Origin of the sequence: Nocardia yamanashiensis (genome assembly GCF_021183565.1) — a bacterium.
Taxonomy (GTDB): Bacteria; Actinomycetota; Actinomycetes; order Mycobacteriales; family Mycobacteriaceae; genus Nocardia; species Nocardia yamanashiensis.
Window position 1 is genome coordinate 4,012,510 of record NZ_CP089226.1, and the last position, 15,399, is coordinate 4,027,908.

Sequence of the window (15,399 nt, forward strand, 5' to 3'; positions counted from 1 at the left end):
ACCGCAAAACTCGCCGACGCGCTCCGGGCCTCGCTGAAGGAAACCGATCGGCTGCGGGCGCGCAACCGGCAGCTCGACGCCGCGCTGCGGGAGCCGATCGCGATCGTGGGCATGGCCTGCCGCTACCCCGGCGGCGTCGAATCGCCGGAAGACCTGTGGCGCGTGGTGACCGACGGCGTCGACGCCACCACCGACCTGCCCGCCAATCGCGGCTGGGACATCGAACGCATCTACGACCCGACCGGCGAACTGCCCGGCCGCTCCCACACCCGTTCCGGCGGCTTCCTGCACGGCGCGGGCGATTTCGATCCCGCCTTCTTCGGCATCAGCCCGAACGAGGCGGCCTCCATGGATCCGCAGCAGTTCCTGCTGCTGGAAACCTCCTGGGAGGCTTTCGAACGCGCCGGAATCGACCCGGCCACCCTGCGCGGCAGCGCGACCGGCGTCGGGGTCGGCATGATGTACCACGACTATCCGGCCAACGCGAACGCCGGATCCCTCGCCTCGGGCCGGCTCTCCTACACCTTCGGACTACAGGGACCGTCGGTCACCGTCGACACCGCGTGCTCGTCGTCGCTGGTGGCCATGCATTCGGCCGCCGCCGCCCTGCGCGCGGGCGAATGCGAACTGGCGCTGGCGGGCGGGGTGACCGTGATGGCGGGCCCGGACACGCTGGTGGAGTTCAGTCGGCAGCGCGGACTGGCCATCGACGGCCGCTGTAAGTCGTTCTCCGACAGTGCCGACGGCGTCGGCTGGGCGGAAGGCGCCGGCGTGCTGGTGCTGGAACGACTGTCCGACGCACAACGCAAGGGCCACCGGATTCTCGCGGTGCTGACCGGTTCGGCGGTGAATTCCGACGGCGCTTCCAACGGCCTGACCGCCCCCAACGGTCCCGCGCAGCGGCGCGTCATCGAACAGGCGCTGGCCAATGCCGGCATCGCCGCGGACGGCGTCGACGCGGTCGAAGGGCACGGCACCGGAACGACGCTGGGCGACCCGATCGAAGCGCAGGCCCTGCTGGGCACCTACGGGCGCGATCGCGCGCCGGAACGGCCGCTGTGGCTCGGTTCGCTCAAGTCGAACATCGGGCACGCGCAGGCCGCCGCGGGCGTGGGCGGCGTCATCAAGATGGTGATGGCCATGCGGCACGGGCTGCTGCCGCGCACGCTGCACGTGGACCGGCCGTCCACCAAGGTCGACTGGTCCGCGGGCGAGGTGCGGCTGCTGACCGAATCGGTGCCGTGGCCGCCGCTGGATCGCCCACGGCGCGCGGGTGTTTCGTCGTTCGGCATCAGCGGTACCAACGCGCACGTCATCCTCGAAGAGGCACCCGCCGCCGAACCGGCTCCCGACGCAGCGACGCCCCCGGCCGAGCCCGTCGGGGCGGTCCTGCCCTGGGTGCTGTCCGCCGCCAGTGCCCGCGCGCTCGGCGAGCAGGCCGCGCGCTTGGGGCGGCACGTCCGCGAAAACGCCGACGCAGCACACGATATCGGGTATTCCCTGGCCGCCACCCGCGCCACGCTCGGCCATCGAGCGGTGATCCTCGGCACCGATCGGGACGAATTGCTCTCGGGCGTAGAGGCATTGGGTCGCGGCGACTCCGTACCCGGTGTGGTGTCGGGGCGCGCGGTCTCCGGTTCGACGGGGTTCGTCTTCTCCGGTCAGGGCGCACAGTGGGCCGGTATGGCCGACCAGCTGCGCACCAACCCGGTCTTCGCAGAGACCTTCGACAAGATCGTCGCAGAGCTCAATCCGCAACTCGATCAGCCGATTTCACTCGACCAAGCGCTCACCGAGACGGACCAGATCAATCGAACCGTCTTCGCGCAGGCCGGGCTGTTCGCCTTCGAGGTCGCCCTGTATCGCCTGCTCGAGGCGTGGGGCCTGCGCCCGAACCTGGTGGCGGGCCATTCGATCGGCGAGATCGCCGCCGCGCATATCGCCGGTGTGCTGTCGCTGCCGGACGCCTGCACCCTGGTGGCCGCGCGCGGCCGGTTGATGCAGGCGCTCCCCACCGGCGGCGCGATGCTCGCGGTGGGAGCACCGGAATCCGCCGTGGCCCCGCTGCTGACCGACGGCGTATCGATCGCGGCGGTGAACAGCCCCACCTCGGTGGTGATCTCCGGCGTCGAGACCGAAGTCGACGCACTGGCCGGGGTTTTCGCCGAGAAGTCCTGGCGGACCAGCCGTTTGCGGGTATCGCACGCCTTCCATTCCGGATTGATGGACCCGATGTCGGCGGAGTTCGCCGCGGTGGTCGCGGGCTTGTCCTTCGCCCGGCCGGCGATTCCACTGATCTCGACCGTGACCGGCGCCCGGGTGACCGATGAGATGTGCGACCCGGCGTACTGGGTGCGTCAGGTCCGCGCCACGGTGCGCTTCGCCGACGCGGTCACCGCGATGGCGGACGCGGGCGTGGTGCGCTTCGCCGAGATCGGGCCGGACGCGGCCCTCACGCCCATGGTCGCCGGCACCGTGGACGCCGCGGGCATCGTCGCGGTCGCGGCGGCGCGCCGCGAAGCCGCCTCTACCACCACGGTCGCGACCGCGGTCGCGAAGTTGTTCGTGTCCGGTGCGGAGGTGGACTGGACCGCCTTCCACCCCGGTGCGCGGCCGATCGACCTGCCCACCTACGCATTTCAGCGCGAGCGGTTCTGGCTCGACGCGAAACGGCATCTGTCGACCACCTGGCTGGCCGCCGAGGCCGACGCCGCGGGCTTGGACCCCGTCGCCCATCCCCTACTGGCAGTGCTTGTCCCGCAGCCCGATTCGGATGGGGTGAGCTTCGTCGGCCGCTGGTCGCTGGACTCGATCGAATGGCTGGCCGATCACAGCGTCCTCGGCACGGCACTGCTGCCGGGAACCGGTTACGTCGAGCTGGCGACCCATGTGGGCGGCCTGCTCGGTCACCCGCGACTGGACGAGCTGATCCTGCACGCACCGCTGCCATTGCCCGCCCGCGAGGGGGTTTCGATTCAGGTGGTGGTCGGCGGGGCGAACGATGCCGGTCGCCGCCGCATCACGATCCACTCACGCCAGCCCGAGGCCGTCGCCTGGACATTGCACGCGGAGGGCGACCTCACCGCCGAGGCCGTCCGGCCCGATTTCGATCTCGCCGCCTGGCCTCCGGCCGACGCCGAAGCGATCGACGTCACCGGCGTGTACACCGAGATGCTGGATGCCGGATACGGATACGGCCCCTATTTCCAGGGCCTGCGGGCAATGTGGCGGCGCGGCGAGCGCGGCTCCGCGGGTTACGAGCTGTTCGCCGAGGTCGCCCTGCCGGATCCGGAAGCCGCCGACGGCTACGGCCTGCATCCCGCGCTGTTCGATGCGGCCATGCATCCGCTCATCGTGGACGGCATCCGCAACGGCGGCCTCGACGCGCCCGCACTGCCGTTCAGCTGGCGCGGCGTCACCCTGCACACGGCCGGATGCAGTGCCGTCCGAGTACGAATCGCCGTGCAGGACAACCGTTTCCAGCTGTGGCTGGCCGACGGCAACGGCAATCCCGCATTGTCGGTCGACGCGCTGGACACCCGCCAGGTGTCCGCGGACCGGCTGCGCACGGACCGGGTGGCCGACGCCCTGTTCACGGTGGATTGGATCACCGCGCCGGTCGCCGCCGGTGCGGTGGCCCCGGCCCGCACCGCCGTCCTCGGCGCGCCGGGATCGGCGGAGATACCCGGCTATCCGGACCTCACGGCACTCGTCGCCGAACTCGACGCGGCCGCCGAAACCGTTGTCCCCGAACTCGTTCTGCTGCACTGCGCCGATACCGGCGACGCGTCGTCGCACGCCGCCCGTACCGCGGTGCACAGTGTGCTGGCCACCGTCCAACAGTGGCTGGGCGACCCTCGCTTCGCCGACTCCCGCCTGGTGATCCTGACCAGCGACGCCGTCCGCGCCGGCGAGTGGGAGCAGGTACGCCCGGCCCAGGCCCCGGTCTGGGGTCTGGTGCGCGCGGCCCAGGCCGAACACCCGAACCGCTTGCGGCTGTTGGATATCGAAGGCGCGGCCGAACTCGATCCGGCCGCCGTCGCCACCGCTGTCGCGGCCCTGGCGAACGAGCCCGAGGGTGCGCTGCGCGGCCCGAATCTCCTGGTGCCGCGCCTGGTTCCGCATCAGCTCACCGAGGAGAACCGCGAACCGCTCGAACCGCTGGACCCCGGCACCGTGCTGATCACCGGCGGCACCGGCGGGCTGGGCGCGCTGTTCGCCCGGCACCTGGTCACCGAATACGGTGTGCGGCGGCTGATTCTGACGTCCCGGCGCGGGCCGGAAGCACCCGGCGCCGACGCGTTGCGTGACGAGTTGACCGAACTCGGCGCGCAGGTGACCGTGGCCGCCTGCGACGTCTCCGATCGGGACGCGCTGAAGGCACTGCTCGACGGCATCGATTCCGAGCACCCGCTGACCGGTGTCGTGCACGCGGCGGGCATCGCCGACCACGGCCTGATCGAAACGATGACGAGCGATCGCATCGACACCGTGTTCGCGCCCAAGGCCGACGCCGCCTGGCATCTGCACGAGCTCACCAGCGACCTGCCGCTGTCGCTGTTCGTGCTGGTGTCCTCGGCCGGCGGCCTGGTGCTGCCCGCCGGGCAGGGCGGCTACGCGGCGGCCAACGTCTACCTCGACGCCCTCGCCACCTACCGCCGGGCGGCCGGATGGACCGCCACCTCGATCGATTACGGACTGTGGGAACGCGCGACCGGTCTGGGCGCCGAACTGTCGGACGAGGATTTCGAACGGATGCGGCGACAGGGTTTTCCGGCACTGTCCGAAGCCGACGGACTGGCCCTGTTCGATACCGCGGTGGTCTCCGGCGTCGCCCAGCTGGCCGCGGTGCCCCTCGACCGCGCCGTGCTGCGCACCCGGGCCGAGCAGGCGCCCGCCCTGGTGCGCGGGCTGGTACCGCTGACCGCACCGGCCGCGACACCGTCACCGCTGCTGGAACTGGTCGGCCTGCCGTCCGCGCAGCGGCTGCCGCTGCTGGTGGAGTTCGTGCGCAAGCAGGCCGCCGCGACACTCGGCTACGCCGATTTCGAGCTCATCGAGGTCGACAATGTGTTCGGCGAAATGGGATTCGACTCGCTCACCGCGGTCGAATTCCGCAATGCGCTGCGCGACGCCACCGGCGTGCAGCTGCCCGGCACCCTGGTCTTCGACTTCCCGACGCCGCAGATTCTCGCCAAGCAACTGGACGAGCGATTGTCCGAAGGCGCGGGCGCGCTGGCCAGCGCCATCGACGCGGCCGCCCGGCGAGATCGCGAGGAGGGCGTCGCCGACGACTCGCTGTACGGCATGTTCCGCACCGCGGTGGGCCGGGAACAGTTCTCGGTCGCCTTCCTGCTGCTGCACCTGGCCGCGCAGATGCGGGACCTGTTCACCGTCAACGACGAACTGGACGTCGAGCCGGAACTCATCCGGATGACCGAGGGCGTGGCCGCGCCGCGCATCATCTGCATCGCCCCGCCCATGGCGGCGGGCGGGGTGCGCCAATACGCCCGGATGGCAAGCAAACTGCGGACGCCCCGCGACGTGGTCGGCCTCGCGCCGATGGGATCGCACGCGGGCCAGCCGCTGCCCACCGACTACGCCGCGGCGACCAAGGCCCTGATCCGGCCCATCCTCGCCGCCGCCGGGGACCAGCCGTTCATCCTGTTCGGATACTCCTCCGGCGGCGTGCTGGCCTACAGCGTCGCCGAACAGCTGGAAGCACTCGGCGGACCCAAGCCGGCGGGGGTGGTGCTGGTGGACAGCTACCGGGTGGCAGAGGGCGATGCGAGCGAATGGATTCTCAAGCCGGTCGCCGAGAACATGGTGACCAACGAGGCCGCCTTCGACCGCTTCGACCCGGCTCGATTGACCGCCATGGGCCAGTACATCCAGGTGCTGCGCGGCATCGTGCCCGGCAAGATCGCCGCGCCCACCCTGTTCCTGCAGTGCGGTCAGCGGATTCCCGGTGTCCCCGAGGACTTCCCGGATTGGCAGGCCAAGCCGTGGGACGAGAGCCACCGGGTGGTCCAGATCGACGCCAACCACTTCGCCATGCTGCACGAGGGGTCCGATCAGGTCGCCGCGGCGGTCGACGATTGGCTGGACGAGCTGGTGTGATCGATGCGGCAGGGAGGGTGATCGCCCTCCCTGCCGCAGTCTGTCAGGCGCGGGCGTGCGTGAGCCGGACCGCCGCGTACCACGGTATGCGCTTGGCGCCCAATGGCTTCCGGGGGCCGACGGGCGCGAAGGCGAGCGACCACAGCAGCGGGGGCAAGCGGCGGAAGCGGGCCGCCATCCGGAACAGCCCGATTACTTCGTCAGCGGTCCACCCCGCGTCGGCGAAGAAGCGCAGCGGCTCGAGCGGCCCGAACTTCCAGGGTGAGTTCTCGAGCAGGTTCTTGTTCACCCGGTTGAACCGATCGACCACGGGCTTGTTGTTCACATCCATGATCCACCAGGCGATTTCGGACCGCGCCAGATCCGCGGCCAATCCCGAGACCTCGTCTTCGGACAGGTAGTACACCAGCCCTTCGGTCAGGACCAGCGCCCGCTCGGCACCGGCGAGCGCCTGGTTCAGGAATTCTCCGCGCGCCTCCGGATCGGCGAGATCCACTGCGGCGCGGGTGAGTACGCAGCGCGGGGTCTCGCCTTCCAGCAGACGGTTCTTCTCGGCGATCAAATCCGGGAAGTCGGCCTCGATCCAGCGGAGCTCGGCGGGCAGCTCGAGGCGATACGGCCGCGCATCCAGCCCCGCGGCCAGATTGATCACCAGATCGCAGCCCTCGGCGAGGGTTTCGGCGATCAGGTCATCGATGACCTTGGTTCTGGTGACCAAGGGCCAGCCGGCCATCGCGGTCTGCTTTTCATCCGCGACAATGGCCTTGCCGATTTCACCCGCGAGCCGCTCCGCGAGCGGATCGTGAAAAAGCGCATCGGTACGAGCGGATTCGATCGCGCGATACGCGGCCACCCAGTGGGCGGTATCCGAAACATTCGAAACGGGTCCGGCGGTTTCAGCCATGTTTGCAGTCTCTCTGGTCGCGAATCAGTTCGGCCACACCGTGGGAGTTGGCATCGATGTAGAAGTGGCCGCCCGGGAACGAGGTCTGTGTGAAAGGACCGGTGGTATGCGCCTGCCACTCTTTCAGGTCGGCTTCGCCGGTGGCGGGATCGTTGTCGCCGACCAGCGCCACCAGCGGGGTGTCGACGGTGGAATCCGGTGCGCACGAATAGGTTTCGATGGCGCGGTAGTCGCTTCTAGTGACCGACAGGATGAGCGGCCGGAAATCGGGATCCTCCAGCAGCGCAGCGGGGGTGCCGCCGAAGTCCAGCAGGTGCCGGATCAATTCCGGGTCGCTGTAGCGGTGCACGGCGTGAGAAGTCTTCCGCGACGGTGCGATTCGGCCCGAGACGAACAGGGTTCCGGGCGGTGTCACCCCTTCCTGTTCGAGCCGGCGGCAGGTCTCGAACGCCACCGCCGCACCCATACTGTGGCCGAACAGCGAGTAACCCGCGGTCCCCGGGATCGATTCGCGGATTTCCGGTAGCGCACCCTCAACCAGGTCGGCGACGCTGTCCAGCAGCGGTTCGTGCCTGCGATCCTGGCGCCCGGGGTATTGCACGCCGAGCACCCGGAAGCGCGGTCCGAGCGTTCTGGCCAGCGGGCCGAAGGAGATGGCGGATCCGCCCGCATGGGGAAAGCAGATCAGCGTATGCGCGTCCGCTTCCGATCCGGCGGACAAGCTACGCAACCAGCTGACGTTTCCCATGGGACCTCTCGGCGAATCGTGAATCTCATTGCAGCAGAACGGGAACCGACTGGTGACCGTTGGAGACGAAGCTGCCCAGCGGCCGGAGTTCGGCGGGATCCACCGCCAGGCGCATATTCGGGAACCGTTCGAACAGGGCCGGGAGCGCGATCGCGGCCTCGAGCCGGGCCAGCGGCGCGCCGAGACAGTGGTGCGCGCCGTAACCGAAGGCGATGTGCTCCTTGTTCTCCCGGTGCACGTCGAAATCCCCGGCGGTTGCCCCGTGAATCTGCGGGTCCCGGCTCGCGGCCCCGTAGGAGGCGAGAATGGCCTCGCCCGCGGCGATCCGGACGCCCGCGATCTCGATGTCCTCCACCGCGTAGCGCAGCGGCAGATGCGTAATCGGCGGCTGATAGCGCAGCGCTTCCTCGATCACCTCCGACCACGGCACCCGGCCGGCGAGCACATCGGCCCGCTGCCCCGGGTTGGTCAGCAGGGCGACCACGGCCTGGTCGAGCAGGTTGACCGTGGTCTCGTGACCGGCATTGATCACCAGGATCAAGGTGTCGATCACTTCCTTCTGCGTCAACCGGTCCGAGTCCTCGTCGACGGCCGAGATCAGCGCGCTGGTGATGTCGTCGCCGGGATTGCCGCGCCGGTAGAAGATCAGCTGTCCCATCAGCGACACCATCTTCAGGACATTGGCCTTCGCCTGCGCCGGCGTGAAAGAGGTGTCGAAGAACCCGTCGACGCACGCGTTGATCTTGGCGTCCAAATGCTTGGGCACGCCGAGCAATTCACCGATCACCTGGATCGGCACCGGGTACGCGTAGGTGGGCCGCAGGTCGACGACCTCACCCGGGGGAACGCCGTCCAGGCGCTTCAGCAGGCCGTCGACGATGGCTTCGATACCCGGGCGCATCAGGGCGGTGCGGCGCGCGGTGAACGCCGGGGCCACCAGTTTGCGCAGGCGGCGATGCTGGGGGCCGTAGGCGGTGAACATGTTCTCCGCGATGACCCACGGGTGCAAGGGCCAGCGCTGATCGATCTCGCCCTTCTTGAAGGCCGTCCAGTGCTGGCGCGGATCCTTCGACACGCGGGGATCGGCGAGCAGTTCTTTCAGCACCGCCGCATCGGTGACCGACCATGCCGAGACCCCGCCGGGCAACCCCACCGGTGCGATCGGTCCACGCTCGCGGATCCGCTCGTTCTCGGCCTGAACGTCGGCGCCCGTCGGATCCAGCACAATCGCTTCAGTATTCAAGGACCAACTCCCGAGCCACGGGGCGAACCCCGCCCTGCCTCAATCTTGTTCCAGCAGAAGTGATGCGGGCCCCACCCGCCTCGCCGACACCACTTCGATGGGGAGTCGTTCTCGCATTACCTGCGAAACTTACCACCCAGTATCAAAGAGCCTTCAGCCGAACGGGCATGTGTGAGTAACCGCGCAGCGTGGACAGCCGGCGGCGGGTCGGCTCGCCGTCGAGGCGGATATCCGGGAAGCGGTCGAACAGTGCGGGCAATGCCTGCAGGACTTCCAGCCGGGTCAGGCTCGCGCCGATGCAGCCGTGCATGCCGGTGCCGAAGGACAGGTTGTCGCGGGCGTTGGCGCGGGTGACGTCGAAACGGTTCGGGTCCGGGAATTTGACCGGATCCCGGTTGGCGCCGGCCAGGGAGACGACGAGCGACTTTCCCGGCACCAGGGAAACGCCGCCGAATTCCAGGGGTTCCAGCACGCAACGGGCCGTCATCTGGACCGAGGTGTCGTAGCGCAGCAGTTCCTCGATCGCCAGCGGCCAGCGTTCGGGTTCGGCGCGCAGCAGGTCGAGTTGATCGGGATGGGACAGCAGCAGCGGGATGGAATTGCCGAGCAGGTTCATGGTGGTCTCGAAACCCGCGCCCATCAGCACATTCGCGCTGGCCATCAATTCTGTGGTGGTCAGGTCGCTGCCGGTGACCAGTTCGCTGAAGATGCCCTCCCCCGGTGCGCGGCGCAGCTTCTCGATATGGGCGGCAAGGTAATCCCGCATCGCCCCCGTGGCGGCCATGGCGCGGCGGTGGGTCTCCCAGGAGATCCCGACATCCAGCAGCGGGGCGACGTGACTCCCCCAGCGCAGGAACAACGGCCGATCGGCCTTGGGGAAACCCATGATCTCCGCGATGACGGCGATCGGCACCTGCGCCGCGAAATCCGCCATCAGATCCGCGGATTCGTGCTCCGCCATCGCATCGAGCAGCTCGGTGGTGACCTCACGCACCCGATCCCCCAGCCGCGCGACCGCACGCGGCGTGAACGCCGAGGCGACCGGTTTACGCATTCGCGAATGCTCCGGCGGGTTCAGCGCGAACATCGACGGCGGCTCGATCGGATTGGGCGGCACCACAACCCGCTCGGCATACCGCCGCAACGGACCCGGCACCGCCGGATCGATCGGCACCCGCACCCCGAATCGCCTGTCCCGCAATATCTCCCGGCACAAATCGTAATCGAACGCAGCGTACCCGGCCTTCGTGACCAGCACCCCGTTCCCCCGCATCCGATCGATCAGCGAATACGGATCGTCATACCCTTCGTCCCCGCTCATCAGCTGCGCGAACGGATCCCCCGTCGCACGCAGCGCGCGAAACCCCAACCGCGGGAACCCGTGCTCCGCCGCCCACCGCAGCGCGTATCTCGCGTCCATCAAAACCTCTGTGCCATAACGAAACCGAAGCGCCAACACCTGGCCGGTCTCAATATAGGCGGCCGGGCCGGGAACCGCCGTCGAAGCCGGGAGCCAAGATCCGGGTCAGCGGCCCACTCGCAGACCGGATCTGCCCGGGAACCAGCGGTAGATCGAGGCCGCGCCCGCGAGGGACAGCGCACCGAGTGCGAGACCGGCGCCGCCCAGCGCGGTCGCGCCGCCGATCACGCCGACCGCGATCGGCCCGGTGAACATCCCGAAGTCGTGGGTCAGCCGCCAGGCGCCGAGGAATTCGACGCGCTGGGCCGCGGGCGCGATATCGGTCCCGACGGTCATGATGAGGCCGTTGCTCAGCCCGTTGGCGAAGCCGAGCAGCACCGCGACCACGCACAGACCGGCCGCCGTGGAGGTGAGCGGCAGTACCGCATAGCCGATCGCGAACAACACCAGCGCGGGGGTGCCGGTGGCGCGCCGGCCGTAGCGGTCCAGCCAGATGCCGGACGGATAGGACATGAGCACATCGACCGCGCCGGCAATGCCGAAGATCAAACCGATGGTCGCCGCGCTCATCCCGATATGCGCCGCCCACAGCGGCACCAGGGCGGTGCGGGCGGCGCGGGCCGCGCCGGTGGTGAGAGCGCCGAGGCCGAGAGTGCCCAGCGCACGGCGATTTTCGGTCAGCACGGTCCACAGGCCGTACCGAACCGCATCCGGTTCCTCGATATCGCGCACCGACATCATCAGCGCGCCCGCGACCAGCATCGCCACCAATTGCAGCCACAACGTGCCGGTCACATCCATCAGCTGGGCCGCCCCCGCCCCCGCGAACGGCCCCGCGAAGGTACCGAATCGCTGCGACCCGGCGAGCGCCGACAACGCCCGCCCCCGATCCCCCGGCGATACCACCGCCACCAGATAGGTCTGCCTGGCCAATCCCCACAGCGCCGCAGCAGCACCCGTACACAATATTCCGACGGCCAGCACACCGAGATTCGGTGCGAATATCGCCAGCAGAACACCAATCGCCCCACACACCGAACTCCCCGCAATGGCACGTCTTTCGCCGATCCGGGCAATGAGCTGCCCCGCCGGCAAATCCGCCAGAATCATGCCGAACCCCGACAACGCCACCACCAGCCCCGCCGGCCCCGCCGTAGCCCCGAGCTCGAGCGCCCGCAACGGATACATCGGCGCCGCAGCTCCAGCCCCCATCCCGAACACCACGGTCGGCACGAACACCTGCCAGGCCAAGCCCCGCAGCCGCACCGGCCGCGCACTGGTACAGGCGGATTCGGCAATACCGCCGCTCACCGTGCCGGACCGGACAGCAGAAAACACAACGAGCGACTATCGGCCATCCCCGGATTGAAGCAATCGCCACGGCACACCGACACCGTTTACCTTGGCCTGATTCCAATAACGCTTTCGCGCGTCGATTCCGGCCATCGCGCGCTGCCCGAGTTCATGGCACGGCTTCTCGATCACGCGGTAGGTGACGGTCGCGATCACCAGTGCACAGATCACCCAGGTGCCCAAGGTGAGCCAGGCTGCGGGAATACCGGCGACCGACGTACTCCACCGGGGCATCGCTTCGAGTATCAGCCAGTGGACGAGGTAGAGAGAGAAGCTGATCCGGCCCAAGAACAACAGGGGACGCGGGAAGGAATGGCTGCGCAACAGAAGAAAGGCGGCGACGAAGAGGTAGGCGGGAATGATGGTGGTGGGCTGTTTGACCCACGTCACCCAGACACCGCTGCCCGAGTCGAAGAACGGGGGGAGGAAGACACTGGTCGCGAAGATGGCGCAGAGGGCGAGTCCGAACACCGCCCATCCCTGCCTCGGGGTGATCTCGCCCGATGTCATTCGATAAAGGACGGTGCCGACGAACATCGTGGCGAAATACACGAAGGTCAGTACCGATGGTCCCGGCTGGTTGAGAACCAATGGGGCAGTGACGAATACGAGCAGGATCGCGGCGATACCCAGCCGCCGGTCCCCCGCCAGCCGCGCGAACACCACCGCGACCAGGACAGTCACGACCAGGACGGCGCAACGCGTGAGAAAGTTCGCCCCCGCCCCGGTGACCATCGAGGGCGGCAGGAACATCCCCGGGCCGATCAGTGCGATCGCGAGAACCGCCAGTGGCACCGATCGACGATTGAGCCGGCCGATCAGCAGCAGCGACAGGAATAGGTAGAACCCCAGCTCGTAGGACAGCGACCAGGCGGGCAGGACTATCTGAATGTCCGGGTGCCCGATGAAGAGCTGCACCATGGTGAGGTTGGTCAGGAAATTGGTCACCGGGTCGGCAAGGAAAATCGGTTTCAGGTCGTACCGGCCAACCCAGTGCAGAATCATCGCCGCGATTAGGCAGGCCCAGTACAGCGGGTACAGCCGGAAGAACCGGCCCACCCAGAACGCACCGAGGGACCGCCCACGCTCCAGCGACGCCGGAATGATGAACCCACTGACGAGGAAGAAGACGACGACACCGAACTGCCCCACCCCGAAATGCGCTTGCGAGAACCGGAAGTATCCCGGCCAGAGCCGCTCCGACGCGTGCTGAAACACGACCGCCAACGCGGCCAGTCCACGCAGCGCATCCAAGAACTCGTACCGGCCGCCACCACCGCGCGGCACTCGTTCAACCGGTGCGGCAACGGGTCTGTCGACAGTCACCGACCGACACCGTCGAAGCGCTCGGAAAGAAATATCGGCCAGCGGCTCGGGCGAAACACCCGAGATTAGTAGCACGCTGTGTACCACCCCGCAAACGGCCGGCGCCCACCTCCTGGGTCTGCCGCGAAATCAATGCGAGTCGGGACCGGACCTCGCGTCCGTTGCAGCCCAGGCGTTTTCAGGTACAGAGCAACAGTAGAGGCCCGGTCCGCACGGACCGGGCCTCTACCAAGTGGAGCTGACGGACCAGCAAACGAACCGGGCGGTGCTGGTGGACGGCCCGGACGTGATCATCCGGGGCCGTGGGTACCCGATCGGTCACCGGCGGTGGTGCGCGATGACCGGCCACGACGAACACCGGGCTGCGTTTGGATCGGCGGATGGCAGCGCGGATGGATCGGCGTCTGCTCGGCATCCTATAACCGCCGCCCCAAACGCCGACCACGGTATCGGCATCCGCGCCGCTCAACACCACAATCCGAAGGTGTGGTCGAAATCCCGACTCAGTATCAATACCGAGGGTTCATCACGTGGGGGACGGCGACACGGCCGCGGCGCGCGCTGCGGCGGGTATCCCGACGCCGGTCCCTGGTTCCGACTGCTCGAACGTGACCGTCGTCTTCTCTACCTGCTAGCCGAGCACAAGGTGTTGACCACCGACCAGATCGCGGCGCTGGAATTCACCTCGGCCCGCCGCGCCCAAGACCGACTCCGCAAGCTCCGCGAGATGGGCATGCTGTTCGCCTTCCGCGAATCGCTCTACGGCGGCGGCACCAGCCAAACCCGCCACGCCCTCGGCTACTCCGGCGCACGCCTGTTCGCCGCGGCGCGCGCCGAGAAGCCGCCGACCCCGGCCGGGCACGCACTGTCGCTTGAACGGTTGGCCTGCTCGCCGATCCTCGATCACCGTCTGGGTGTCAACGGATTCTTCGCCGCGCTGGCCGCGTACCGCAACCCCGCCCGTCACCCCGGCACTGCGGGGTGCCCCAGCTGACGGACCGCCTCGTGAAGTCGCCTGATAATCAGACGGCGGATTCTTCGCCAGCCCACTGCTTAGCAGTACGCGCCTTTCACCGCGGATCGATTTGCCCGATAACCGTTATCTGGTAATGGCCTCCGTCTGAGGTAGGTCGTCTCCAGTGAGCTAAAGATTATTACATGCGCATATATGAATGTATAATCCGAGAGCTTCGCTTCCCGAAAGACCGAGGCGTTTTTCGGCGCTACTTGCTCTGCTTGTTCGCCTTTGCCAGACGGATCGCGCGCTCGTTCATGCGATCCGACAGCAGAGGCAGAACCGCCACCAAGAGCTCCGTGAGCGGCGGGAGTGCCCGCTTCGCGAAGTAGCCCATGGCGGTCAGCAGAGGCGCAGCACCGAGGAGCACGGAAAGCTCCAAGGCGCCACCTCCCTCTTTCGGGTGGTGAACCCGGACCAGCGAATGGCCGGGTCATGGACCGCAGCGGTTGCTGCGGAGCTTGTGGACGGACATTACGAAGGCCCGCTCGGCGGGCGAGCGAGCCTGGATATGTCAGTCGCGATGGGTCGAACAGTAGGTGTCGGGCTCGTTAACGCACGGTCCGGCGCCCGGCAGTCAGCACGCTTCCTATCGTGAAAACGTGGCCGCCTCGACTTCGCCTTATTGGGACAAGATGACCGCGGGTGACCCAGCTGCGAACCGTCGATGGTGCGACCCCGAGTAGCTTGGCGGCTTCGGCAGTGGTGATAGATCGGTCAAAGTAGTTCGCCGGCACGTTGAGTTGCGGCCGGATGGGCGCCCTGTTCGTTCGGTTTCGTGCTCGCCGGCGGACTGTTTCGAGATCGTCCCGGTTGTAAAGCGCTGCCCTACCGCGATGCCCGGCGATTTGCAGGTAGCCCCGAGAGACCCACTTGCGGATAGTTGCCGGTCTGACATCGAGGTCGGCGCAGGCCTCCCATGCCGTGATCAATTGCGGCTCGTCGTCCAGCATCTGAGAGTCGATAGATGGAGGGGACCAGGCAACGGCGACCGGCCTCGGTGGCAAGGTCGGTGAGCTGGGGCATCCGCCACCGGCTACCGAATCGCGAACACGACGGGCGACGGGTGCTTCGATCGTCGATGATGCTGACTTCACAAACTCGCCTTGCTCCTTGAGCCTTGCAAGCAGGTCTCGACTGGGGATGCCGAGCTCTCTGGCCAACTCGTGCACACGGATCTTGCCGGCCACAGGCATCCCTCACTTCGCTCAAGCTCAAGTGTGACAGTTTGCGTCAAACAAGTGTGACAGTGCGTCACGTGACCACTGAT

At 67.9% G+C, this 15,399-nt stretch carries 9 protein-coding genes and 2 pseudogenes; 2 read left to right on the forward strand and 9 right to left on the reverse strand.

All coding sequences use genetic code 11. From position 1 onward, the window contains the following. Positions 1 to 6: 6 nt before the first annotated feature. Positions 7 to 6,120: pseudogene (locus LTV02_RS19070) on the forward strand (type I polyketide synthase); the annotation flags it as partial. 43 nt (positions 6,121 to 6,163) lie between these two features. Here the strand turns inward: LTV02_RS19070 and LTV02_RS19075 are convergent. From LTV02_RS19075 to LTV02_RS19100, 6 genes are all read right to left on the reverse strand, one after another. Beyond that, positions 6,164 to 7,024: a class I SAM-dependent methyltransferase gene (locus LTV02_RS19075; RefSeq protein ID WP_233041249.1), complete on the reverse strand. Its 861-nt coding sequence runs from the start codon at positions 7,022 to 7,024 to the stop codon at positions 6,164 to 6,166. Next, positions 7,017 to 7,754 carry a thioesterase II family protein gene (locus LTV02_RS19080; RefSeq protein ID WP_233041250.1) on the reverse strand — a complete coding sequence of 246 codons (738 nt, stop codon included), beginning with the start codon at positions 7,752 to 7,754 and terminating at the stop codon, positions 7,017 to 7,019. Before LTV02_RS19080 ends, LTV02_RS19075 begins: the two co-directional genes overlap by 8 nt. Before the next feature lie 43 nt (positions 7,755 to 7,797). Next, positions 7,798 to 9,015: a cytochrome P450 family protein gene (locus tag LTV02_RS19085; protein ID WP_233041251.1), complete on the reverse strand. Its 1,218-nt coding sequence runs from the start codon at positions 9,013 to 9,015 to the stop codon at positions 7,798 to 7,800. A gap of 142 nt (positions 9,016 to 9,157) precedes the next feature. Then, the gene (locus tag LTV02_RS19090) at positions 9,158 to 10,435 is read right to left on the reverse strand and encodes a cytochrome P450 (RefSeq protein ID WP_233041252.1); all 1,278 of its coding nucleotides are present in this window, start codon (positions 10,433 to 10,435) and stop codon (positions 9,158 to 9,160) included. 105 nt (positions 10,436 to 10,540) lie between these two features. Next, positions 10,541 to 11,746, reverse strand: coding sequence for an MFS transporter (locus tag LTV02_RS19095; protein ID WP_233041253.1), 1,206 nt, complete (start codon positions 11,744 to 11,746; stop codon positions 10,541 to 10,543). Positions 11,747 to 11,782: 36 nt separating this feature from the next. Continuing rightward, the gene (locus LTV02_RS19100; RefSeq protein WP_233041254.1) at positions 11,783 to 13,114 is read right to left on the reverse strand and encodes an acyltransferase family protein; all 1,332 of its coding nucleotides are present in this window, start codon (positions 13,112 to 13,114) and stop codon (positions 11,783 to 11,785) included. Positions 13,115 to 13,346: 232 nt separating this feature from the next. Between LTV02_RS19100 and LTV02_RS19105 the strand changes: the two genes are divergently transcribed. Continuing rightward, a complete protein-coding gene (locus tag LTV02_RS19105) occupies positions 13,347 to 14,108 on the forward strand; it encodes a replication-relaxation family protein (protein ID WP_233041255.1) in 762 nt (253 codons plus the stop codon). A 229-nt stretch (positions 14,109 to 14,337) separates the two neighbouring features. Here the strand turns inward: LTV02_RS19105 and LTV02_RS19110 are convergent, their stop codons facing one another. The 3 genes and pseudogenes from LTV02_RS19110 to LTV02_RS19115 form a co-directional block, all read right to left on the reverse strand. Next, the gene (locus LTV02_RS19110) at positions 14,338 to 14,511 is read right to left on the reverse strand and encodes a hypothetical protein (protein ID WP_233041256.1); all 174 of its coding nucleotides are present in this window, start codon (positions 14,509 to 14,511) and stop codon (positions 14,338 to 14,340) included. 169 nt (positions 14,512 to 14,680) lie between these two features. Then, positions 14,681 to 15,082, reverse strand: coding sequence for a helix-turn-helix domain-containing protein (locus LTV02_RS39670; protein ID WP_408639410.1), 402 nt, complete (start codon positions 15,080 to 15,082; stop codon positions 14,681 to 14,683). Positions 15,083 to 15,165: 83 nt separating this feature from the next. Further along, a pseudogene (locus LTV02_RS19115) lies at positions 15,166 to 15,319 on the reverse strand (translation initiation factor IF-2 N-terminal domain-containing protein); the annotation flags it as partial. Between the last annotated feature and the right edge of the window lie 80 nt (positions 15,320 to 15,399).

Bases quoted from the DNA above. Each gene is read 5' to 3' on its own strand.
- LTV02_RS19075 (WP_233041249.1), bottom strand. From the start codon at position 7,024: ATGGCTGAAACCGCCGGACCCGTTTCGAATGTTTCGGATACCGCCCAC.
- LTV02_RS39670 (WP_408639410.1), bottom strand. From the start codon at position 15,082: ATGCTGGACGACGAGCCGCAATTGATCACGGCATGGGAGGCCTGCGCC.
- LTV02_RS19090 (WP_233041252.1), bottom strand. From the start codon at position 10,435: ATGGACGCGAGATACGCGCTGCGGTGGGCGGCGGAGCACGGGTTCCCG.